Raw genomic sequence first — 22,719 nt, forward strand, 5'->3', positions numbered from 1 at the left:
AACCGTAATCATGAAGGTCAAAATTGATACCAAAGAGAAATTTTATGTTATAACGCTGATGGAGCCATTTCTCTCTGACAATTTAGCAGCAGACCTTACTCAATTAGTTACGAAATTTCTACATGAAGAGATTAGCAATGTGGTACTAAAGATGGGAGAAGTTGAAAGTGTTGAAGATAAAGCAGCTGAAGAATTGGCACAACTTCAACAAGTCTTTTATGAAAAAAATGCCTCATTTGTTATTTGCGGTTTGAAACCAAGTATTGAGCAAAAGCTTGACGAGATGGGATTGCTCGAAGAGATGAATATAACACCTAGTGAAAGCGAAGCCTGGGATATTATTCAAATGGAAGAGATCGAAAGAGAACTGATGGACGATAACAACGAAAATTTGTAGTACGTTTTTCTTCATCGGCTTCAAATCTTCTATCGCCAACGATGCGTCGAATCATGCGACTAGTGTAACATTGTTCATCCTTTAGCAATTACAAACTGTACCGGATTTTTAACTCTATTCTTTCCAACACTTTAGTCGTTATTATAATATAGCGGTTTATCTTAACCGCGGCAACTTCAATAGTTGAAAGCCTAATTCCGTTATCTTTATCCAATATAAAAAATGTTGTTGTAACAATGTTCGGAGTAACTATTTTAGGAAACAATTCTGCTTTGCCGGCGTACGACCGGCATCCCACTGCGCAGGTAGTTACGCTCGATCAATTCCAGTTTTTAGTTGACTGCGGAGAAGGTACCCAAATGCAACTCGCCAGGTATAAAATCAGGCGAAGCCGCATCAACCATATCTTTATCTCTCACTTACATGGCGATCATTATTTTGGTTTACCTGGCCTTATCACTAGCATGGGTTTGTTGGGTCGGGATACAGATCTTCACCTGTATGCGCCTCCTGAATTGAAACCCATTATTGATTTGATCTTGAGTGCTGCCGATACCAAGTTTGGTTATACCCTTCATTTTCATCCATTAGACAAAGAAGGTGTGTTGGTAGACAACGCAAAGTTTTCTGTCGAAACCTTCCATGTTTATCATAGAATTCAATGCTGGGGATTTATTTTCAGAGAAAAGAAAAAGCCGCGAAAAATTAACAAACAAGCAATTACCCCATACCATCTTAATGCTACCCAATACGAGTCGCTAAAAAGCGGAGAAGATGTGACAACCGACACGGGAGAAGTAGTGTTAAACGAAACCGTTACCGTTGCCAATACCCCGGTTAGAAGCTACGCCTATTGTGCCGATACCTTACACAATCCTACACTTGCTGACAAGGTAAAGCATGTAACAATGGTGTATCACGAAACGACTTATTTGAAAGGCCTTGAGGAACGAGCTTCTCAACGCTTTCATTCAACTACTCACCAGGCTGCAGATATAGCCCTAAAGGCAAATGCAGGCCGTTTATTAATCGGTCATTTTAGCAGCAAATACGAAGAGCTAAATGACTTTTTGGAGGAGGCCAGGGAGGTTTTTCCTACAACCGATCTCGCTATCGAAGGGGTCACCTACAGAATTTTATAAACTCCAGGCTTTCAACCTTTTTAACAGTGATTTATCCTCTCGATAAAATCAGAAGACCACTTTAACGCCGGCGCTTTTACCTTTTATGATTTTTAGAATGAAAGAATTACGGAATGAAACGGTGTATCAAAAGCGAACACAGGCTGTATCACAAACGGAACATTTGGCTGCCAACAATAGTTCTTCTACTTTGCAAATCAACCAGTTATAAAAATGGCATATTGTTGACAGTACAGCAATAAATTTTTATATGACTTCTGTAACTAGCCAGGTTACTGGTTTATCAACTAGCACAAACAACCAAAACCAAATGATAGAGCTAAAACACATTTCCAAGTGGCATATGCAAGGTGGCAAACCAGTGTTTATTTTAAAAGACATCAACCTTTCAATTAACGAAGGCGAGTTTATTTCTATCATGGGACCTTCCGGTTCAGGCAAGTCAACCCTACTAAACGTAATCGGCATGTTGGATGAGCCAAATGAAGGAGAATATATTTTCATGGGCGAATCAGTAAACAAGCTGAAAGAAAAACAGCGTTCGAAGATCTATAAACAAAACATAGGTTTTGTATTTCAGGCATATCACCTGATAGATGAACTGACAGTCTACGAAAATATCGAAACTCCCCTGCTTTACCAGGATGTAAAAGGTTCTGAACGCAAAGCAATGGTTGCAGACATTTTAGACCGTTTTCAAATGGTAGGGAAAAAAGATCTTTTTCCATCCCAATTATCAGGCGGACAGCAACAATTGGTAGGCATTGCGCGCGCATTGATTGTAAAACCAAAACTGATACTTGCAGATGAACCTACCGGCAACCTTAACTCAAAACAAGGCGAGGAAATTATGGCCCTTTTTACTGAACTAAACAAAGAAGGCGTTACCATCATACAGGTAACACACTCAGAAAAAAATGCAGAGTACGGAAGCAGGATTGTCAACCTGCTTGATGGACGTATTGAGAGCTGATCTGGCTATAAAAGAATTTTTTTAAAGAATTAAAACAATGAAAGAAAGAATAATTGCAGGTATAGTTTGTTTGTTTTTAGTGGCGCAGTTAAAAGGGATAAGTCAAACTGCAGGTGAACGAAGACTTACTTTAAAACAATGTGTGGATGCAGCAATCAACAATAATCTTCAGGTAAGGCAAAGTGACTTGCAGATGCAAGCTGCCGGAGTAAACTTAAAGCAAGCGAAGTCAAACATATTACCCGACCTGTCTGGCAATTTAGGCCACGGCTTCAACCAGGGAAGAAGTATTGATCCATTTACTAATAGCTATATCAATCAACAAATTAATTTTGCTAATTACAGCCTCAGTTCAACAGTAGTATTGTTTAACGGTTTTCAGCTAAAGAATTTGATTAAGCAAAATAGCCTTAGCTACGAAGCGAACAAGATGGATCTGCAACAAACAAAAGATAACGTAACCCTTAATGTCATCTTGGCCTATGTACAAATTCTGAACAATGAGGAACAATTGCAGCAATCTTACAATTCTGCAGAGGTTACAAGAAAACAGGTGCAACGTCTGACGGTCATGAACGAAGCAGGTGCAATTCCACCTTCACAATTATATGATTTAAGAGGGCAACTTGCGAACGACGAAATAACCATCGTAAACAATAGAAACGCCTTGAATGCTGCTAAACTCAGCCTGGCGCAACTAATGAATGTGCCTTTTGAAAGTAATGTAGTAGTAGAAAAAGTTCCTGTTGATACACTGCAGCAATACAACACAGATCCTAAAGCCTTATACGACGCTTCGGTAAGACAACTGGCCATAGTTAAAGCTGCCGAGTTAAGAACCCAAAGTGCATTAAAAAGTGTGCAGGTTGCAAAAGGGATTTCTTACCCGACTGTTGGCCTGAGCGGTAGTTTCAATACTAATTATTCGAATGCTGCTACCAAAGAAATTTTCGTTAACTCCCAGGAGGTTCCATCCGGTGACTACGTTAGCCTCAACGGATCTAAAGTTCCCGTCATGACCACGAGACAAAATTACACTTCACAAAAAATTGGTTATGGAGACCAGTTCAATAATAACTACAACACCTCTCTTTTTCTGAGTATCCAGGTTCCTATTTTAAATCGTTTTCGTGCTAAAAACAGGATTGCTTTGGCAAAAATTGATGTAAGAAATGCAGAGGTGGTTGCCGAGACTGTTAAGACACAATTGAGTCAAAACATAGAGGAAGCCTATTTCAACATGACTGCGGCAAGCGAGAAGTATCAAACATTACAACGACAGGTAGCAGATTTCTCCGAATCGTTTAGAACTGCAGAAGTAAGGTTCAACGCCGGCGCGATAAACCAGGTAGATTATCTGATCGCTAAAAACAATGTTGACAGGGCGAACGCCAACTTAATCTCTACCAAGTACGATTACATTTTTAGGCTGAAAATACTTGACTACTACCAGGGCAAGCTGAGTTTATAGATTGAATGTTTTTGATAGAGATTCTCTAAAAAGCTAAAATGGATTGGAGGTAGCGGGCATTACAGCTCTCTTCAACATTGTTGTGTCACTCCCTTGTACTTGTATCGCTTGCTCATCTACACCTTAAAGGTTTAAAAGGCAACCAACTCAAATGTTTGTGTAAGGTTTGTAAAGGTTTTTGAAAGTAGTAAGGTCTCTTTTCATTGCCTGTAGCACTTCGTCTTTTGGTATCGTAAGGGTCTTTGCACCATTTTCTGCTCCTCCCAATTTATATTCATAGTGCAGGCACACCGGTCCGCTGAACTGCGATTCATTCAATATTTTAAAATACTTGCTAAAATCAACCATACCTGTTCCCAGGGGCACATTTTCTTCTACCCACTTCCCGTCCTTTTTCGCCCATTGAAAATCTTTCAAGTTGATTGTTTTGATATACTTCTGTAGCAGATTAAATCCGACTCCCCAACTATGCGAACCTTCTACAGTGGCATGCCTAATGTCATATTGGTTGCCTATCCATTCCGCATCCAGATCTTTCAAAGCCATCCACAAGTCTACCACAGCAGCGCCAAAATACTCTCCTGCATGATTTTGATAGTCTCCGTGAATTTTGTATTTCTTGTTTAGTTCGGCCAGCTCCTGCAGTTGTTTTTTAAAATTGGGAATGTTATCAGCCACGCTCGCTTTTTTGTCGTAAGAAAACCACCCAAGGCGATAATTTTTTATTCCTAGCGCTCCAGCTGTTTTTAAGATAGGTATCGAATATTGGTCGGATGCTTTTGTAATGGCTGTAGTAATCATGTAAACTTCCAGTCCTTGTTTTCTGATGGCAGCTACTGCTTTTGGTAGGTCTTCCTCAACCCGTTCGGGCAGTACATGCCCTTCAGGTCTTACCGTCAGATCCATTCCGTCAAAGCCCATTTCTTTTACTGCAACTGCCATGTCATTCCAGTTCAGCCAGTGCAAATTTTTAGAGAAAATGGAGACTTTAAATGCTTCCTTTTTTAAAGGGGATGCCTGAGGATTTGCTGACCGGCTGAAAGCCTTTCCAAAAGAACTAGAGCTTATCGACAAAGCAGAGGCAGCTAATGTAGATTGTTTAAGGAACGTGCGTCTGCTTTTTTGCATGTAGTTTTTTTAAGTGGATTAATGTTTATTGAATTATGAGTTGCGGTTACCGCTTCGATCAACTGATAAGGGACCGTTGCCTTCAACAAGAAAAAATATAAGACCAACAAGAACACTTACAGATAACCAGAACTCTGAGTAAGGTTTAAAAACGTGCTCAGGAAGATTAACAAAAAAAACCGCGACAAGAAGAATAGGGATTTGAAAAAGACACGAAGAACGGGTTTGAGTACCGATGGTAATCATTAAACCCCCGATAATATGAATAACAATAATTAAGTGGGCAGACAAGCTGATGCCAAAGGAGGTTACCAACTTTGATTTTGCCATCAGTACAGAAAACGCATCAAGGTTTAAAGCAAATTCAACTCCTTTCCAAATCAGCACTAATCCCAATATTATTCTCAGAATATCAATCCAGCGAGGATGATGGGTATCACCCCATCTTTCAATTTTGGTGATGATATTAGTCATATGGCAGGTATAAAACGTTAGCAATTGTTACCATTCTAAAGTTATAAAGAAATTAAGAAAAGCATTTGTAAAAGTTCATACTAGACTCACCCCATCTAAAGTGCAAACTTGGTCTACTAGCAATAAGAAATTAGGCCTGAATTTAATTAACCGTAGGTCTTTTTACGTCGCTCAAGGCTGCTGGAAGAAAGCGTGTTATTTCGACACCAGCTATTCCAGTATCAACGCGACTATTGCAAATACATCAATAACAAGCAGCGAGATACTTACATCTTTGAATTTGCCGGAAAACAGTTTTAAAACGGTCCAACTAAGAAACCCCCAAATGATTCCTTGTGTAATTGAGTAGGTAAACGGGATGAGCACCATTGCAAGAAAAGCTGGTATCGCTTCATCTAGTTGACTCCAGTTGATCTTTGTTACCGGTCTGATCATAAACACGCCAACTAAAACGAGCGCAGGTGCGGTTGCAATAGAAGGAACAACCGATAGCAAAGGGGCCAGGAATAAAAAAGGCAAAAATAATAGAGCGCCAACTACTGCTGTCAATCCTGTTTTTCCTCCCGCCTCGATACCTACTGCCGATTCTATATAAGCAGTGCCGGGGCTTGAGCCTACTAGCCCGGCCAGAGTGGTTGAAACCGCATCCGTCATTAGTGAACGCTTTATATTTCTTGGCTCGCCGTTTTCGTCCAGCATCCCTGCTGCCTCAGATAATCCCACGAAAGTGGAGAGGCTATCAAACATGTCAGTAAAAACAAAGGCAAAAATAACCGGTACTACTGACCACTGCAGTGAGTGTACAAGATCAAGTTGCCCTAACAGGCTAAAATCAGGCGCAGCAATTATGCCTTGATAATTGACAAGCGGGAATGTATTGTCGCTGATACCCCACCATCTTCCAAGGGGATAGGCCAATAATGTTGTAAATAGAATCCCAATTAAAATTGCACCCTTTACATTTCTAATTACCAGCACTGCGGTAACAATAAAGCCGGTAATAAAAGTAAGCAGCACAGGAGTCAATTTGCCAATTCCTATAATGGTTGCCGGGTTGGCAACGAGAAATTTTGCATTGGCAAAACCTATAAGTGTTATAAAAAGGCCTATACCAGATGCAATTGCAAAACGAAGTGTTCGGGGGATTGCGCGAACAATGTGCGTGCGGATATTAAAAACAGAAAGCAACAGAAAAATAATACCGGACCAGAATACCGCTCCCAATGCAATTGGCCACGGCACTTTCATTCCTATTACTGCTGAAAAAGTAAAAAACGCATTTAAACCCATACCTGGAGCCACCAGTATAGGGTTGTTGGCATATAGACCCATCGTAAGGCTGCTAAAGAAGGCAACAATAACAGTGGCCGTAAGAACCGCAGAGAAAGGCATTCCCGCCTGGCTAAGAACAGAAGGGTTGACAACAATGATATAGGACGTAGCAAGAAATGATGAAACGCCTGCAATCACCTCCGTTTGAAAAGACGTCTTGTTTTCTTTCAATTGAAAGTAAGCATTTATCATAGCTAGGTTTGAATTGAAGATAGTAGATTTTGGAAATGAAAGATTACAAACAGCAGGCTTTATACCACATCTAATTCTTTAATTTCTTGTTTGTATTCTTTAGGTAGAATGGCTGATTTTAAAAACCAGTCAAGACGCAGTTTTTGTAACAGTTTGTATAAGCCAAGAACCGGGGTCAAGAGTGAAAATTTTCCAAGCGATAGAAGTTCGTTCACCCGCCGAGGTACAACTAATATTTGGCCCTCAAGTAGAAGCCTGTACCTGACGGGACCTAAATGCTTTTTATATTGTTTGTAGAGGTCTACCGTAAAGTCACTTTTCAACAGGTCATTCTGCAAGTGTTCATCGCGCATTCTCAACCATTCTTCATAGCTTGAAGGAAGTCCTATTAAAGCCATCCTTTGCCCCACACGATTGAACACATCAAATACTTCTTTTCTTTCTTCTATAGAAAGCTTCCTTTCCAGTACTTCGTAAGAACGAATGGAATAATCAATCAGCATAAACAAAACATCGCGATAAGCCCAGTCAGGGATTTTATCACCTCTTTGTTGTTCGACAGAGGCGTGAATGGCGGCGATCTTATCAATCGCCTTTAGAGCAGCTTCATTTTCAGAAAAAACAATTTTTCTCGCGTAGTTGACAGTAGAAAACAATCTACCTAAAGGATCGGCAGGCAAGCGCCCGGTATAGTATAGCCAATCAACAGCTTTGTTAAGAGCGAACTCAGCAGACGCTCCCGCAAAGATGAAGAGAATGGTATCTCCTTTGCCCCAAATCTCCCGTACCACAGAATCCTTCTCTACAAAAAATTTCATGTGTAAATATACTTCTTACCAATTTCCGATTCATGCTCCAAAAAGTTTAAAACCCTGCAAAAGGTTTTGTAGTTCTTTTGCAAGAGGCACAGATTTTACTTAATTCATGCTATGATAAAGGCTTATAAAATTTACACAGATTACGATGGGCATACTCATATTACTCGGGGATCTGTTGCAGAAGATTTTCTTTCAAATGCAAATAATATCAGGTTCAAAGAAACGCCCGCTTATTCTTCCTACGATTGGCATCCTGCACCTTCTATTCAATATGTGATTACACTGACCGGCACCCTTGAGTTTACAACTTTTCTAGGCGAAACTTTTATTTTAAAACCCGGGGAGATTTTGCTGGCAATGGATGTGACCGGCTCCGGGCACAAGTGGAAATTGATTGACGACCAACCATGGAAGAGAGCTTACGTAACCTTTGATGCAGATAAAGAAATGCTGTTTGTAGAAGAACGCTAAAAGCTATTACAAAAGCTTTAAACCTTGAACTGTTACAATTCCTGCAGTCTGAAAAAGCCCGTTATTAGAACTGTCATTTAAGCTTAGGCTTTGCCAAAAACTGTCAGCTTTTTGAGCTTGCTTATCGTTCATCTGCCATTAAAACATTCCTTTATTTTTCTTTAACAAAAGGGTAGTATTCAACTGTTATCGAATAGTTATAAGACGATGTTTTAACCTTAATCAGCACATAATTTGTATAAATATCAACGTAAAAAATAAATTATGAAAAAGCTACTTGTGATATTGTTCTCGTTGAGCGTAACGTTGAGCGCAATGGCTCAACCAAAGATTGGGGGTACTTTTCGTGGTCGTGTTTATAACGGTGGAGGTGCACATTATGTTAGACCGCGTGTAACTGTTATAGCACCTGTTGTTCCTTATTATGGCTATGGTCTCGGGCTTGGATATAACAGGTTTGGTTATGGCTATTCACCTTTCAATGATCCTTTTTATTATCAAAGAAATGATTTTAGACGCGACTCAAAACCTACTCAGCTAGACCTTCAGTTAGAGGAAATCGATAACGAATACGATTACAAAATTTCTTCTGTGAAAGATGATAAAACTCTTTCCAAAGATGAGAGAAAGCAAAAGGTTCGCGATCTGAAACACGAAAAAGACCAGGAAATTATCGAGGCTAAAAAGAATTACTACAAAGCCGAAGATGATAAAAAAGACACCGAATAATTTTAATGGAAGTGTGCTAGTATCTATGAAATTCGAAGCTCCGCAATTGCGGAGCTTTTTTGTTGTAGTCGAATATTGATACATGTTAAGCGGTTGTAAAACGTCAGTTGTATCTCCGTGGGTACAAGAAAAATAAATTGCTTTTTATATTAAATCAGATGCTTTGTAACTTCCCATTTTAATTATGTCTTGATTTATTTACCAAAACATCCCATAAAATAAAACAAATGGATAAGAAGACCGAGCTACTTAAGCTTATTCCGGAACAAGGGATTTTACCCTTATACTTTTACAAGGACACGGAAGTAAGTTTAAATGTTTTAAGAGCCCTTTTTAATGCTGGAATAAGAACGGTAGAATACACCAACAGGGGAGAAGCTGCTTTGAAGAACTTTAGGGAAATGAAACAGCTGTGTGAGCGCGAGTTGAATGGAATGTATTTGGGTATTGGAACGATTAAGAATGCAGATAGCGCCAAAGCCTTCATTGATGCCGGAGCTGACTACATAATAAGTCCGGGTTTGGTAGAGGATGCGGCAAAAGTGGCCGATCAAAACAATATGCTGTGGGTACCGGGATGTATGACCCCAACCGAAGTAATCAGGGCAGAACAGCTTGGTGCCAGGTTTGTAAAGCTATTTCCTGGTAATATTTTAGGGCCTGCTTTTGTAAGCGCTATCAAAGAATTATTTCCCGAAGTCATGTTCATGCCGACCGGTGGAGTTGACTTGGATAAAGAAAATATTGCAGGTTGGTTTAAGGCAGGTGTCACTGCAGTTGGCATGGGCAGTAAACTAATCAGTAAACAACTTCTTGAAGCCAAAGACTACGGCAAAATAGAAAGCATGACGAAAGAAGCTATGGAAATAGTACGGTCAGTAAAAAGTAAATAGTAGACATATTGTTTAAAAAGAAAGAAGATGGTCGTGCGGGCATTGTATCATTTCAAAGCATTTGTTGCGTCGCACACTTGTACTGTTTTTCTTTTTGCAACCGATTAAAAATTGCTGTTCAATCAACCATTATAGTTGCGGAAATTAAATATGTATAATTTCGTGACCACAAAAACTCAAAAACTAAAATCAAAAACCTTGTTTGCTATGAAAAGAAAATTACGGATGGGGATGATAGGAGGTGGAAAAGATGCCTTTATAGGTAGTATTCATCGCTTTGCATCTAATATGGACGGAATGGTTGAATTGGTATGTGGAGCACTCAGCATTAATAAAGACGTTGCCATCGAGAGCGGTCGTTCCCTGTTTCTTCCTGAGGATAGGATTTATACGAATTACGAAGAAATGATCGAAAAAGAGAGTAAGCTACCCGAGGGCGAGCGGATGGATTTCGTAACTATTGTAACTCCAAACTTTGCACATTTTCCGCCTGCTGTAGCCGCATTGGATAAAGGTTTTCACGTAGTGATCGAAAAACCTATCACCGTTTCTTTAGAAGAGGCTCAAAAGCTAAAACAAAAACTGGATGAAACCAGATTGATACTTTGCCTAACTCATACCTATACCGGTTTTCCGATGGTAAAACAGGCGAAAGACTTAGTTGCCAGCGGAGCATTGGGTAAAATAAGAAAAGTATATGTTCATTATCACCAGGGATGGCTCAGCAGATTATCAGAAAGAGAAGGAAATGCACAGGCTAGCTGGAGAACAGACCCAAAGAAGTCTGGAAAAAGTGGTGTCATGGGCGACATCGGAACCCATGCCTTTAACTTAGCTGAGTACATAACAGGTTTACAAGTTACAAAGCTTTGTGCTGATCTTAATATAGTAGTAGAAGGTCGACTGTTAGACGATGACGGCGGAGTATTTCTAAAGTTCGACAATGGAGCTTCAGGTGTGTTAACCGCAACGCAAATAGCAGCCGGCGAAGAAAACAACCTTTCTATAAAAGTGTATGGCGAGAATGGAGGATTAGAATGGCACCAACAAGAGCCTAACTCTTTAATTGTAAGATGGCTTGACAAACCAATGGAAATCTTAAGAGCAGGAACTCCGTTTGTGGGTGATTTGGCCAAACAAAATCAACGCACTCCCGGCGGGCACCCTGAAGGTTACTTGGAAGCTTTTGCAAACATTTATCGAAATTTTGCAAATACATTATCTGCCAGGCTTAACAACACAACAGTCAATACTAGTATCATAGAATTCCCCTCTATTACCGAAGGCATAAGAGGAATGGCTTTCATAGAAAACGTAGTGAAAAGCCATGAGAGTAACGAAAAATGGACCGACTACTCAATCGATTAATCTTGCTAATTGTGCTTAAATAAAATAAAGCCGTCCTTTAAGGGCGGTTTTTTTTATAAAAGGTAGACGTGCGTTAATTTCTTGTTTTTACAGCCAGAATTACCTTTAAAAATTGAAGAGCTGTTAGTACAACATCTTTACCCTTTTTACGTTTAGATATATATTGTGGTCGAAAACTATTAAAACGTGTACCTTGGCAAAAATTTATACAGTTATGCAGTTGAAGAATCAGGAGGGTTATATCGGCTATTTAATAGGAAGCGCATGTATTGTATTTCTTTGGCTTATAAATAAAGGCCTTAATATTTCGGAAGCCGAAAACGACTAGCCCTGTTATATTTGAAATTTTTCAAAAGCAGCCCTCGGCTGCTTTTTTAGTTTACCATACATGCTTTTTTACTTTTCCGGCTGTTTACAACTGCTAGCCTTAAAATAAAAAGCCGCATGTAATTATGCAGCTTTTCGAAAAATCGGTCATTTTAATTTCAAGATCTATTATAGAACCAGCATAGCATCTCCGTATGTAGAGAACTTGTACTTGTCTTTTATAGCTTTTTTATAAGCTTCGGTGATAAGGTCGTACCCCCCAAAAGCGCAGGTCAATATAAATAAGCTGCTTTTTGGCAAATGGAAATTGGTAACCATTGCATTAGCTACATTGAAATCATAAGGCGGGTGAATAAAATTGTTAGTCCAGCCTTCACTTGGTTTTAGCAACTGTTGCGACGTGTAGCTACTTTCTAAAGCCCGCATCGTAGTGGTGCCAATCGAGCAAATACGGCGGCCATCTTCCTTCGCTTTGTTTACGATTTTGCAGGCAAATTCGTCAATCTGGTAAAACTCAGCGTCCATTTTGTGTTTGTGCAAGTCTTCTACTTCAAGCGGACGGAAAGTGCCTAACCCTGAGTGAAGTGTTACTTCTGCAAAGCGAATACCTTTTATTTCACAACGCTTAATCAATTCCTTACTAAAGTGAAAGCCTGCAGTAGGGGCTGCTACAGCACCTTCATGTTTTGCATACACTGTCTGGTATCTTTCGCGATCTTCTTCATCCGGCTTACGCTTTATATATTTTGGCAGAGGAGTTTCACCTAATGCCTCAAGTTGTTTTTTGAAATCATCTTCAGCTCCGTCCCACAAAAACTTAATTGTTCTTCCGCGACTTGTTGTATTATCTATTACTTCAGCAACCAACTCATCATTGTCTCCGAAATACAGTTTGTTACCAACACGAATTTTTCGCGCTGGATCCACAATTACGTCCCACAGACGATTAGCGGCATTTAATTCTCTTAATAGAAAAACCTCCACAACTGCGCCTGTTTTTTCCTTTCTTCCGTACATTCTGGCAGGAAAAACTTTTGTGTTATTAACAACAAAAACATCTTTGTCGTCAAAATAATTTAAAATGTCACGAAAGTGCAGATCTTCTAATTGTCCTGTCTTGCGATGAACAACCATCATTCGGCTGTCTTCTCTTTTTTTGGTAGGATTTTGGGCAATCAGGTTAAGGGGAAGGTCAAAAATAAACTTCGATAATTTCATATTTTTTTTTGTAGAGTCTCTATAAAAGACCTAGTTGCTTGTAAACAGGCTAGTCTTTAAAACTGAATAAGTCTGCAAAATTAGCCTTTTCCAATTTATTTTGATCAGAAACTAAATGTTAAGAGTTAGAAGCCTAGTTCTTAGCGGAAAGTGTATTATCGATAAGAAGAATAAGTAACATGGTCCGTTAACTATAATTAAAAAAGTCACATTTAATCTAACTTAAATGAAATATTATAATCATGGGAAAGTATAATTTTTAGTAAAAACACTCGTTTTACTCGATCATTGCATAAATAGCGGTGATAGCTTAATAAATGAAAATTCCTTTTTCTCCTCCTTTTATAGACGACGATGTAAAGGCAGAGGTTATGTCGGCCCTTGAAAGCGGATGGATCACAACTGGTCCTAAAGTAAAAGCGTTGGAACAAGAAACCGTGAAATATGCAGGAATTGAGCAGGCTCTCTGTGTAAACTCAGCAACTTCCGGTTTAATGCTCGTATTGCATTGGTTAGGGATAGGCAAGGGAGACGAAGTAATCATTCCTGCTTATACTTACTGTGCAACAGCTTTAGCAGTCATGCACGTTGGAGCAACGCCCATAATGGTTGACGTAAAAGATGATTTCAATATAGACCCTGAAAAGGTTCGTGCTGCAATCACGAATAAAACGAAAGCTGTAATACCAGTAGATTTTGCTGGCTGGCCATGTGATTACGATACTCTATTTACAGTTGTAAACGATAAAGAGGTAACGAGCATATTTAATCCAAAAGGCGACAAACAGGAAAAGTTAGCAAGAATAGCTATTGTCAGCGATGCGGCCCATTCATTTGGGGCAGTATATAAAAATAAAAAAACTGGCAGCCTTGCAGATTTTACCGTCTTTTCTTATCATGCCGTAAAAAATCTAACTACTGCCGAAGGAGGTGCTATTTGCATAACGTTGCCTCTACCTTTTGATAATGCAGAGGTTTATCGGACTTTAAGATTGTGGTGTTTAAACGGGCAAACAAAGGATGCTTTTTCTAAAAGCCAGGTAGGAGGTTGGAGATATGACGTGGTGTACGCAGGTTTTAAAATGAATATGCCTGATGTATGTGCAGCAATTGGGTTGGCGCAAATAAGAAAATATACTACATCAATTCTGGCTGAAAGAAAACGTGTCTTCGAATACTTTTCAAGTGAATTTTCTAAAAATACATGGGCAGAGATTGCACCCTTTAATGATGATGTTAGTTGCTGTAGCTATCACTTGTACCCTCTGAGAATTAGAGGTGTTAGGGAAGAACAACGGGATCAAATTATTGAGAAAATTTCGTTAGCTGAAGTAGCGGTGAACGTTCATTTCATACCCTTGCCCATGCTAACAGTCTTTCGCGAGCTTCATTATAACATTCAGCATTATCCTGTTTCATATCAAAATTATTCGTGCGAGATCTCACTACCTATATATCCTCAATTAGACAATAAGCTGTGTGAACACATCGTTAAGGTAGTCAGGGATGCTGTAAAAGAAACCATTGGACAATGAAAATGATTGGGTTTTTTGACTATGCGTTTTCGTTGGTAGGACTAATTATCTTATCTCCTGTTTTTTTACTTGTTATTTTACTAATCAAGCTTACTTCCAAAGGACCTGTTTTTTTTAAACAAACCCGGGTAGGGAAGGATGGTAGAGATTTTAAAGTTTATAAGTTTAGAAGCATGTTTGTGGATGCAGATAAAAGAGGTTTGTTGACGGTTGGGGGAAAAGATGTAAGGGTAACTAAAGCAGGATACTACTTACGAAAATTTAAAGTAGATGAGTTGCCTCAATTGATAAATGTGATAAAAGGTGAAATGAGTATTGTAGGTCCAAGACCAGAGGTGAGGAAGTACGTTGACTTGTATAGCGAAGACCAGTTGAAAGCTTTGAAGGTTTTACCGGGCATTACTGATTATGCTTCAATACAATACAGAAATGAAAACGACCTCCTGGCGCTTTCGCATAATCCCGAGGAACTATACGTGAAAGAGATCATGCCAAAAAAGATAGAACTGAACTTTAGATATATAAATAATCGAAGTGTTGGTGAATATTTCAAAATAATTATTGAAACAGTCATTACTTCTTTGAAAGGAAAATAGCAGATAGAGTTGTATTTAAGTTACTTTTAATGCCACCGATATAAAAGCAACTATTTCTTCTTTTTGCTAGTCATAATTCATCGTGGAGCATAGTAATTACATGTACTTAGTTAAGTTTGACTTATAACAAAAGATCTTTATTATCTCCCAAATCAATTCTAGAAGAATACCAAATTGAGCTTAGCTGCGAGTGACGGCGCTGCTCAGAAAAACAAAAAAAGGTCGTGAAAAACTTAAGGAAATTTTTACTGCGAAACAAAATAGCTCCCAAGTGGTTGATATTTGTTCTCGACCTTAGTATTTGCTGTTTCGCAATAGTATATGCAAATTACCTTAGGCTAAATTTTGACCTGGATCTCATTCATCTTACAGACCTTGTAGATGATATAATGGCAACTGTCATTGTAAACTCCATTTTATTTTACATTTTCCGGACTTATCATGGCATTATAAGACTATCAGGTTTTCAGGAAGCTTTCAGAAGTATCTCGGCTGTCTTCTATTCATTTTTTATAATGCTGCTTCTTAATGTAGGATTAAGAAGCTTTGGACTCGCATCCTTTATTCCAACTTCAGTCTTATTTATTTATTTCTTCATTTCTTCTTTTTCTGTTTTTGGCTACCGCCTTCTTGTGAAGCATTTATACAAGATCAGCGTGAACCAGGAAGAAAACATTCATATCGTTATTTATGGTGCAGAGTTGAATGGATCTGTTTTAAAGAAAACGATTGAGCAAACTTCTAACAATCGCTATAAGATTGTTGCTTTCATTGACGACGATGAAAACTTGTTTGGGAAAACAATCGATAATGTAAAGATTTATTCTTTTAACCAGGTTCAGAACGTCATTAAGTCGTGGCAGATAAAGATGTTGTTTTTCGCACGCCAGGATTTTGATCTAAATAAAAAGAATAAAATAGTTGACTATTGCCTTGAACAGAACATTAAGGTGATGAACATTCCTCCCATGAGGGAATGGATACAAGGGCACCTTAATATTAACCAGCTGCAGCAGGTAAAAATTGATGAGTTACTTGGTCGCCCGCAAATAAGTTTGAAAAACGAGCATGTAACAAACATGCTTCGCAATAAAAAAGTTTTAATTACAGGAGCAGCAGGGTCTATAGGAAGCGAACTTGCACGTCAGATTGCTGGTATAAATGCATACTCTCTGATTATTTGTGATCAAACGGAAACGGGGCTATACGAACTTGAATATGAGTTGCAGAAGAAATATCAATTAGGAAACACTTTAAAAGTATTCCTGGGAGATGTCAAAGACGAGAAAGCAATGAATAACATGTTTGCAATGTATATGCCTGACATCGTGTTTCATGCTGCTGCTTATAAGCACGTACCAATGATGGAAAACCATCCTTCCGAAGCAGTTAGAAATAATGTTTTAGGAACGAAAGTGCTTGCAGATTTATCTGAATTTTATTCGGTAGAGAGATTTCTATTTGTCTCAACAGACAAGGCTATAAATCCTACCAATGTAATGGGAGCATCCAAACGAATAGCTGAAATCTACTGTCAGTCCTTGCAATCAAGGAAGACAATCCCAGTATTCGATGAGGGCGTTATTCAAATAGCCCCACGCAAAACAAGAACTAAGTTTATCACAACGCGTTTCGGAAATGTGCTTGGTTCTAATGGTTCTGTTATTCCGCGCTTCCAGGAGCAAATATCTAAAGGCGGCCCTGTTACTGTTACACATCCTGATATCATTCGCTATTTCATGACTATACCTGAGGCTTGTTCTCTTGTATTAGAAGCTGTAACGATGGGCAACGGTGGGGAAGTATTTTTGTTTGACATGGGCGAACCAATTAAAATACTTGATCTCGCAAAAAAGATGATAAAGCTTGCAGGCCTCACACCGGCAAAAGATATCGAAATCAAATTCACAGGATTAAGGCCGGGAGAGAAATTGTACGAAGAACTACTTAACAAAGAGGAAGAGGTGATTTCAACCCATAATAAAAAAATACTTATAGCAAAGGTGATAGAATATGATTACGAAAAAATTTCGAAGAGTATAGATAAAGCAGTAAGCATTGCGATCCTAAATAAGGATGATGAAGTTGTAAAACAGATGAAACGTATTGTTCCTGAATATATAAGCAACAACTCAATCTACGAAGCAATGGATGAAGAAATACTTACGGCCACTCTTACTTCTCATGGATAGTTTATAAATTGCAGGAATGAATTTTTTTTTAGATGTTTAATTTTTTTAAGAGATCGGGTAAACCAGTTGAACCCGATTTGTCATTTATAGGAATTGATATGCATTCTCATCTGCTGCCTGGTATAGATGACGGTTTGCAGGAATTGGAAAATTCGGTAGCATACATCAAGGATCTGAAAGAACTAGGGTACCATAAACTCATTTGTACTCCGCACATATTATCAGATTTATATCCTAACAGTCCTCAAACAATTTTGCCAAAATTAGCCCTTGTTAGGGATGCTTTAAAGGCCGCTGGTGTAGATATCCAGGTAGAAGCGGCTGCAGAATATATGATAGATCATATGTTTTCTGAATTGCTTGCCAAGTCAAAAAAGGAAGACTTGCTTACAATAGCTGGTGATTATATTCTTGTTGAGATGTCTTACTTATCGCCCTCGCCAAATTTTGACCAGGCAATTTTCGATTTAAGAATGATGGGTTTACAACCAATACTTGCGCATCCCGAAAGGTATAGCTATTACCATCATGAGTTTGAACAATACGAGCGATTTAAGGACCTTGGTTGCAAACTGCAGGTGAACTTGTTATCGTTGTCCGGAGGTTACGGCCCACATGTAAAGAAGATAGCTGAACGGTTATTCAAAAACGAGATGGTTGACTTTCTTGGAACAGACCTTCACCATGACAGACATTTGGCTATGCTTAAAAGCCTGGCGACAAAAAAAGAGTTTTATGACCTTGTAAACGGTGCTGAAATCCTCAATAATACTTTGATTAAATAATGAACAGTTTTTCTAAATAAAGAAAGGTGGCCATTCAGCCACCTTTCTTTATTACATCGATTATCAACTACGGCTTTAAAATCACCTTTACACAATTATCTTCTTTCTTATTAAAAATGTCATAAGCATAAGCTGCTTGTGAAAGCGGTAAACGATGTGTAATAATATCGTCCAGCTTGATTTTGCCTTCCTCTACCCAACGGTTTAATTCGTCAATGTAAGTATGAGCTGGAGCTTGTCCTGCGCGGATAGTTAATCCTTTATCAAAGATTTGGTGCCAGGGGAAATTATCATAAGGGTATCCGTATACACCTACGACTGAAACAGTACCGCCACGTCTCACAGCCGACAGGCACATGCGTAAAGCATTGATTGTTCCTTTTTCCATTCTAATCACGCTTTTTACACGGTCAAGTGCACTTCTATCTGCCTCCATCCCGACGGCATCAATGACTACGTCTGCACCTCGGCCACCCGTCCAGTTTCTAATCTCCTCAATTGCTTTATCATGGTCCTTCACGTTAATAATTTCTGCACCGCAAACAGTTGCAGCCATTGTTAACCTATAATCTTCAATGTCAAGAGCGATAACTTTCGATGCTCCTCGAAGCCAGGCCACTTTCATCGCCATTAATCCAACAGGTCCGCAACCAAAAACAGCGACCGTTTCTCCACCTTTCACTCCACCCCAATCAACCGCCGCGTAACCTGTTGGCAAAATATCGGTAAGAAATAATACTTGTTCGTCAGTAAGCGCGTCCGATACCTTCCGGGGTCCAAAATCAGCATAGGGAACTCTCACATATTCTGCCTGTCCGCCATCATAGCCGCCGTACAGATCCGTGTATCCAAACAAACCGCCGCCTTTTTCACTCATCAATCCGCCCTCGGGTCCGTAGTTATCGGCGTTAGAGTTTTCACAGTGACCAACAAGGCCGGTATTGCAGAAGTAACAACCTCCGCATGCAACCGGAAAAGGAACTACCACGCGATCTCCTTTTTTTAACTTGCTGACATTGCTTCCCACTTCCTCCACTATTCCCATAAACTCATGTCCTAAAATCATATTACGCGGCTGCGGAAACATACCGTTATATATATGAAGGTCAGATCCGCAGATAGCGGTGGATGTTACCCTGATAATTGCGTCTCCCTGTTGTTTTATTTCCGGGTCAGGTACGTTATCAACCCTAATGTCTTTTGGATTATGAAATACTGCAGCTTTCATTGAAGATGATTTAGAATTAGTGAAATAATAGTGGTTGTTTTTAAGGAGAGGTAACTCTAAGTCGAAAAAAATTATGCCATTTAATAAAATTTGCTTTAAAATGATGCAAACCTTGTTTAAAGGGTCGGGCATTAAACGGAGTGAGAGCATTATTGAATCCAGCATTTGTTATCTAATTTTTCAACGTTGCGTCGCATTTCGTTTATCCGTTGTGCTTCTATTAAACATGCCCGTTTGCCTAATAAAAAACTGTCGACAATCCCTTAAAACATTAGAAAACTTTCACTGAAAATCTTGCTGATTTTATTAACCTTCGTTAACATTAAACCAACCCCTCTTAACCTGCTTTCCTTTACCATATGAATACTTTCGTAGCATCAACTACCACAGCTATGAGAAAAGTCGGCTTGCTTATTTTTTCACTAATAATTTTCACTACAATTGCTCTTGCACAAAAAGGTGGAACGGTTCAAGGCGTAGCATTTGATACGCTGCTAAAACAACCTGTAAGCGGTGCGACAGTTACGTTACTAAGACAAAAAGATTCATCTTTAGTTAGCTTCTCATTGGCCGATGAAAAGGGGAGGTTTGATATTTCGGATATTGCTAGTGGCGACTATCGGCTGATGATTACACATGTTAACTATAGGAATTCGAATAAACTGTTTACAGTTAATTCGTCTAACATGCGTGTTGATCTTGGTAATGTTGTTATGCACAACCGTTCAACTATGTTGGAAGAAGTTGTCGTTACTTTCGAAGCTCCACCGGTTACGCTAAATGGCGACACTATTCAATACAATGCCGGTTCTTTCAAAACTCAGCCTAATGCGACGGTAGAAGAATTAATCAAAAAGCTACCGGGTTTACAAGTTGATAAAAATGGCAACATTAAGGCTCAAGGTGAAAAAGTGAAAAAAGTATTGGTTGATGGAAAGGAATTTTTTGGCAATGATCCGAAATTAGCTACCCGTAACCTACCTGCTGATGCAGTTGATAAGGTGGATGTGTATGACCGTCAAAGCGACCAGGCGCAACTTACAGGATTTGATGATGGAAGTGGTGAAAAGACCATTAATCTGAAACTTAAGAAAGAACGCAAAGGTGGAATGTTCGGAAAAATAAACGCCGGTGCGGGAACAAGCGATCGTTACCAGGGAAAATTCAATGTAAATTCCTTCAAAGGAGCACGACAAACGTCGTTGATCGGCATGGGAAATAATACAAATGCTGAAGGCTTTTCCTTTGTTGATATGCTTAATTTCTCAGGAGGTTTGCAACAACAGCAAAATGGGGGAGGGGGAAGTCAGGTTTTGAACCAAATGGCAGGCACTCAAAATAATAATGGTATAAATACCACGTGGGGTGGCGGTTTTAATCATAATGATATCATTGGTACAAAAACAGATTTTCGAAGTAATTACTTCTACAGCCGTTATAATCCATTCATAGAAAGCAATGTTCAACGCGAGTATTTACTACCCGATTCTTCTTATTTCTACAAGTCAAATTCAAGAACGAATAACTTGACCAACACCCACCGCGTCAACTTCATTACAGACATTCAAATAGACTCTTTTCATTCTCTTAAAATATCTCCTTCGTTTGGCAGTCAACGTACAACAAACAATTCTGTAAGCGATTATGAAACATCGTCAGGTAGGGGGCAGGTAAGCAATTCAGGCTTTAGTAATAACCTTGGCAAAAGCAGCGGTTATAATTTTCAAAACGAAGTGTTGTTTAGAAAGAAATTCAGGCTAAAAGGAAGAACCTTTTCTATAAATCTGCAAGCTACCAAAAACAAAAGCGATGGCAACGAAGACCAACAAGCTATTACCCAATTTTATAACAAGGAAAGTACATTGGTTAGGAGGGATTCTATTTACCGCCAGAGCCAGTTAGACGCAAATAGTTGGTCTTATACTGCCAAAGCTATTTACACTGAACCGGTTTTTAAAAGATCATTATTAGAGTTTAGTATCGCCAATAGCAACAGTAAAAACAATTCTAACAGAACGACCTACGACTACAATTCCTCTACGGGTAAGTACAACCGTTTAAACCCAATGCTCTCAAATAATTTCGATAATTCCTACGGGTATATAAACTCAGGTTTACGCTTACGTACGCAACGGAAAAAATATTATTATGCGGTTGGTGCATATTGGCAGAATGCAGCTCTACAAGGAAAAATAAAAACGGGAATTAATGATTCTCTAATTAAAAAAGCATTTTCTAACCTGTTACCGGTAGCACAGTTTCAATACAATTTTAACCGTTTTAATAAGCTCAGCTTTTTCTACCATACTTACACAACCCAGCCTTCCGTCACCCAACTGCAACCAGTGCCTGATGTTAGTAATCCGCTGTATATAAGAGAGGGTAATCCATTTCTAAAGCAGGAATACACGCACGCAGTAAGGCTTGGCTATACCTCGATCAACTTCTATAAAAACAGGAACGCTTTTATAAACATCAATGCTAGCCAGACGCAAAACAAAATCGTTAATTATGATATCGTCGATAGCGTTGGTTTGGTTAGGTCGCGGCCGGTGAATGTAAACGGCGTCTACGATATAAGTGGTAGCCTGAGTTACAGTTTTCCAATCAAACCTTTAAGAGGAAGCATGGAGGTAAGTAGCACTATTGCTTTCAATAAAGGCAAGCAATTCATCAATTCAAACCAGAACAATATTGCTACCACTTCGATTGGACCTGCGGTTCGTTTAGACGTTAATCCAACAGAAAAACTGAATCTTGTTTTGAGTGCTTCAGCTAATTATAATTCCGCTGTGTATTCACTTCAAAAAACTTTAAATGCTACTTATTTAAGTCAAAACTACGGTGCTGAAATTGGATGGCAGCTGCCTGCTAAATTCTTCTTCGCTACAGATTTTACTTATAATATGTACAGTCGCCAGGCATCCGCTTTTAATACCAATGTTCCATTGTGGACTGCTTCACTTAGCAAATTATTTTTGAAGAATAATCGTGGCGAGATTAAGTTGTCAGGTTACGATCTGCTTAATCGCAACATCAGCATCAACCGCAACACTACGCAGAACTATATCGAGGATGCAAGCATTACCAGCCTTCGCAGGTACTTTCTGTTAAGCTTTACATTTAGTTTAAACAAGACGGGCCTTTCAACCGGTGGAGGTAGAAATAACGTGCAGATAAGAATGTAAAGATTGAAAGGTTTTCACCTGCGAAGTCACTTCGATTTTTTAGAATTTTTTCTTTTTGTGATGAGCTTTGAAGCTACATCTAACACTCTTGCGTCGCACACTTGTACGGGCGCTACAATGCATCTTTTTTCAAAAAATTCTAAGATCGATTATTGCAGGTTTAGATGTTTATGGACAATTTTTAATAAAAGGAATAATTGTCCAAATATTGTTCAAAGTGCCGGCTTGAGTAGAGCAAATAAATAAATGTACAAGTGAGTGA

The 22,719-nt window shown here is 39.0% G+C and carries 19 protein-coding genes; 13 read left to right on the plus strand and 6 right to left on the minus strand.

Going from position 1 to position 22,719, the window contains the following annotated elements:
• The first annotated feature begins 10 nt into the window (after positions 1-10).
• The 4 genes from SAE01_RS07620 to SAE01_RS07635 all read left to right on the plus strand — a co-directional run bounded on the left by SAE01_RS07620 (position 11) and on the right by SAE01_RS07635 (position 3,983).
• Positions 11-397 (plus strand): STAS domain-containing protein, encoded by a 387-nt coding sequence (locus SAE01_RS07620; protein WP_147203130.1) that lies wholly within the window; start codon positions 11-13, stop codon positions 395-397.
• A gap of 236 nt (positions 398-633) precedes the next feature.
• Positions 634-1,539 (plus strand): ribonuclease Z, encoded by a 906-nt coding sequence (locus SAE01_RS07625; RefSeq protein ID WP_147203132.1) that lies wholly within the window; start codon positions 634-636, stop codon positions 1,537-1,539.
• A gap of 310 nt (positions 1,540-1,849) precedes the next feature.
• A complete protein-coding gene (locus SAE01_RS07630) occupies positions 1,850-2,512 on the plus strand; it encodes an ABC transporter ATP-binding protein (RefSeq protein ID WP_147203386.1) in 663 nt (220 codons plus the stop codon).
• Positions 2,513-2,549: 37 nt separating this feature from the next.
• The gene (locus SAE01_RS07635; RefSeq protein ID WP_147203134.1) at positions 2,550-3,983 is read left to right on the plus strand and encodes a TolC family protein; all 1,434 of its coding nucleotides are present in this window, start codon (positions 2,550-2,552) and stop codon (positions 3,981-3,983) included.
• A gap of 147 nt (positions 3,984-4,130) precedes the next feature.
• Here SAE01_RS07635 and SAE01_RS07640 read toward each other — a convergent pair whose 3' ends face one another.
• The 4 genes from SAE01_RS07640 to SAE01_RS07655 all read right to left on the minus strand — a co-directional run bounded on the left by SAE01_RS07640 (position 4,131) and on the right by SAE01_RS07655 (position 7,927).
• A complete protein-coding gene (locus tag SAE01_RS07640) occupies positions 4,131-5,111 on the minus strand; it encodes a sugar phosphate isomerase/epimerase family protein (RefSeq protein WP_147203136.1) in 981 nt (326 codons plus the stop codon).
• A 33-nt stretch (positions 5,112-5,144) separates the two neighbouring features.
• Complete coding sequence (locus SAE01_RS07645; protein ID WP_147203138.1) at positions 5,145-5,585, minus strand: DoxX family protein; 441 nt, start codon at positions 5,583-5,585, stop codon at positions 5,145-5,147.
• Between the two features lie 210 nt (positions 5,586-5,795).
• A complete protein-coding gene (locus SAE01_RS07650; protein WP_147203139.1) occupies positions 5,796-7,109 on the minus strand; it encodes an NCS2 family permease in 1,314 nt (437 codons plus the stop codon).
• A 59-nt stretch (positions 7,110-7,168) separates the two neighbouring features.
• Entirely contained in the window at positions 7,169-7,927 is a 759-nt protein-coding gene (locus SAE01_RS07655; protein ID WP_147203141.1) for an oxygenase MpaB family protein, read from the minus strand.
• Positions 7,928-8,038: 111 nt separating this feature from the next.
• Here SAE01_RS07655 and SAE01_RS07660 point away from each other — a divergent pair, with 111 nt between their 5' ends.
• The 4 genes from SAE01_RS07660 (at position 8,039) to SAE01_RS07675 (ending at position 11,388) form a co-directional block, all read left to right on the plus strand.
• Entirely contained in the window at positions 8,039-8,398 is a 360-nt protein-coding gene (locus SAE01_RS07660; protein WP_147203143.1) for a cupin domain-containing protein, read from the plus strand.
• A 264-nt stretch (positions 8,399-8,662) separates the two neighbouring features.
• A complete protein-coding gene (locus SAE01_RS07665) occupies positions 8,663-9,127 on the plus strand; it encodes a hypothetical protein (RefSeq protein WP_147203145.1) in 465 nt (154 codons plus the stop codon).
• A gap of 227 nt (positions 9,128-9,354) precedes the next feature.
• The gene (locus tag SAE01_RS07670) at positions 9,355-10,020 is read left to right on the plus strand and encodes a bifunctional 4-hydroxy-2-oxoglutarate aldolase/2-dehydro-3-deoxy-phosphogluconate aldolase (RefSeq protein WP_147203147.1); all 666 of its coding nucleotides are present in this window, start codon (positions 9,355-9,357) and stop codon (positions 10,018-10,020) included.
• Positions 10,021-10,227: 207 nt separating this feature from the next.
• Positions 10,228-11,388, plus strand: coding sequence for a Gfo/Idh/MocA family protein (locus tag SAE01_RS07675; protein WP_147203148.1), 1,161 nt, complete (start codon positions 10,228-10,230; stop codon positions 11,386-11,388).
• Positions 11,389-11,883: 495 nt separating this feature from the next.
• Here the strand turns inward: SAE01_RS07675 and queA are convergent, their stop codons facing one another.
• Positions 11,884-12,933, minus strand: a complete 1,050-nt coding sequence (gene queA / locus SAE01_RS07680) for a tRNA preQ1(34) S-adenosylmethionine ribosyltransferase-isomerase QueA (protein ID WP_147203150.1) — start codon at positions 12,931-12,933, stop codon at positions 11,884-11,886.
• Positions 12,934-13,250: 317 nt separating this feature from the next.
• Between queA and SAE01_RS07685 the strand changes: the two genes are divergently transcribed.
• The 4 genes from SAE01_RS07685 to SAE01_RS07700 all read left to right on the plus strand — a co-directional run bounded on the left by SAE01_RS07685 (position 13,251) and on the right by SAE01_RS07700 (position 18,041).
• On the plus strand, positions 13,251-14,468 hold the full coding sequence (locus SAE01_RS07685) for a DegT/DnrJ/EryC1/StrS family aminotransferase (RefSeq protein WP_147203153.1): 1,218 nt from the start codon (positions 13,251-13,253) through the stop codon (positions 14,466-14,468).
• Positions 14,465-15,064 carry a sugar transferase gene (locus SAE01_RS07690; RefSeq protein WP_218029114.1) on the plus strand — a complete coding sequence of 200 codons (600 nt, stop codon included), beginning with the start codon at positions 14,465-14,467 and terminating at the stop codon, positions 15,062-15,064. Before SAE01_RS07685 ends, SAE01_RS07690 begins: the two co-directional genes overlap by 4 nt.
• 224 nt (positions 15,065-15,288) lie before the next feature.
• Complete coding sequence (locus tag SAE01_RS07695) at positions 15,289-17,256, plus strand: polysaccharide biosynthesis protein (protein WP_147203155.1); 1,968 nt, start codon at positions 15,289-15,291, stop codon at positions 17,254-17,256.
• A gap of 32 nt (positions 17,257-17,288) precedes the next feature.
• Complete coding sequence (locus SAE01_RS07700) at positions 17,289-18,041, plus strand: tyrosine-protein phosphatase (RefSeq protein ID WP_147203157.1); 753 nt, start codon at positions 17,289-17,291, stop codon at positions 18,039-18,041.
• A gap of 67 nt (positions 18,042-18,108) precedes the next feature.
• Here SAE01_RS07700 and SAE01_RS07705 read toward each other — a convergent pair whose 3' ends face one another.
• Positions 18,109-19,269, minus strand: coding sequence for a zinc-dependent alcohol dehydrogenase (locus SAE01_RS07705; RefSeq protein WP_147203159.1), 1,161 nt, complete (start codon positions 19,267-19,269; stop codon positions 18,109-18,111).
• 392 nt (positions 19,270-19,661) lie between these two features.
• On the opposite strand from SAE01_RS07705, the gene SAE01_RS07710 reads away from it, so the two are divergent.
• On the plus strand, positions 19,662-22,457 hold the full coding sequence (locus SAE01_RS07710; protein ID WP_218029115.1) for an outer membrane beta-barrel protein: 2,796 nt from the start codon (positions 19,662-19,664) through the stop codon (positions 22,455-22,457).
• Positions 22,458-22,719: the final 262 nt, after the last annotated feature.

The sequence above is a fragment of the Segetibacter aerophilus genome (assembly GCF_007991655.1).
In the GTDB taxonomy this organism is placed as follows: Bacteria; Bacteroidota; Bacteroidia; order Chitinophagales; family Chitinophagaceae; genus Segetibacter; species Segetibacter aerophilus.

Excerpts from the sequence above, each read along its gene's own strand:
- SAE01_RS07620 (WP_147203130.1), top strand. The coding sequence starts at position 11 with ATGAAGGTCAAAATTGATACCAAAGAGAAATTTTATGTTATAACGCTG.
- SAE01_RS07625 (WP_147203132.1), top strand. The coding sequence starts at position 634 with ATGTTCGGAGTAACTATTTTAGGAAACAATTCTGCTTTGCCGGCGTAC.
- SAE01_RS07630 (WP_147203386.1), top strand. The coding sequence starts at position 1,850 with ATGATAGAGCTAAAACACATTTCCAAGTGGCATATGCAAGGTGGCAAA.
- SAE01_RS07635 (WP_147203134.1), top strand. The coding sequence starts at position 2,550 with ATGAAAGAAAGAATAATTGCAGGTATAGTTTGTTTGTTTTTAGTGGCG.
- SAE01_RS07640 (WP_147203136.1), bottom strand. The coding sequence starts at position 5,111 with ATGCAAAAAAGCAGACGCACGTTCCTTAAACAATCTACATTAGCTGCC.
- SAE01_RS07645 (WP_147203138.1), bottom strand. The coding sequence starts at position 5,585 with ATGACTAATATCATCACCAAAATTGAAAGATGGGGTGATACCCATCAT.
- SAE01_RS07650 (WP_147203139.1), bottom strand. The coding sequence starts at position 7,109 with ATGATAAATGCTTACTTTCAATTGAAAGAAAACAAGACGTCTTTTCAA.
- SAE01_RS07655 (WP_147203141.1), bottom strand. The coding sequence starts at position 7,927 with ATGAAATTTTTTGTAGAGAAGGATTCTGTGGTACGGGAGATTTGGGGC.
- SAE01_RS07660 (WP_147203143.1), top strand. The coding sequence starts at position 8,039 with ATGATAAAGGCTTATAAAATTTACACAGATTACGATGGGCATACTCAT.
- SAE01_RS07665 (WP_147203145.1), top strand. The coding sequence starts at position 8,663 with ATGAAAAAGCTACTTGTGATATTGTTCTCGTTGAGCGTAACGTTGAGC.
- SAE01_RS07670 (WP_147203147.1), top strand. The coding sequence starts at position 9,355 with ATGGATAAGAAGACCGAGCTACTTAAGCTTATTCCGGAACAAGGGATT.
- SAE01_RS07675 (WP_147203148.1), top strand. The coding sequence starts at position 10,228 with ATGAAAAGAAAATTACGGATGGGGATGATAGGAGGTGGAAAAGATGCC.
- queA (WP_147203150.1), bottom strand. The coding sequence starts at position 12,933 with ATGAAATTATCGAAGTTTATTTTTGACCTTCCCCTTAACCTGATTGCC.
- SAE01_RS07685 (WP_147203153.1), top strand. The coding sequence starts at position 13,251 with ATGAAAATTCCTTTTTCTCCTCCTTTTATAGACGACGATGTAAAGGCA.
- SAE01_RS07690 (WP_218029114.1), top strand. The coding sequence starts at position 14,465 with ATGAAAATGATTGGGTTTTTTGACTATGCGTTTTCGTTGGTAGGACTA.
- SAE01_RS07700 (WP_147203157.1), top strand. The coding sequence starts at position 17,289 with ATGTTTAATTTTTTTAAGAGATCGGGTAAACCAGTTGAACCCGATTTG.
- SAE01_RS07705 (WP_147203159.1), bottom strand. The coding sequence starts at position 19,269 with ATGAAAGCTGCAGTATTTCATAATCCAAAAGACATTAGGGTTGATAAC.
- SAE01_RS07710 (WP_218029115.1), top strand. The coding sequence starts at position 19,662 with ATGAGAAAAGTCGGCTTGCTTATTTTTTCACTAATAATTTTCACTACA.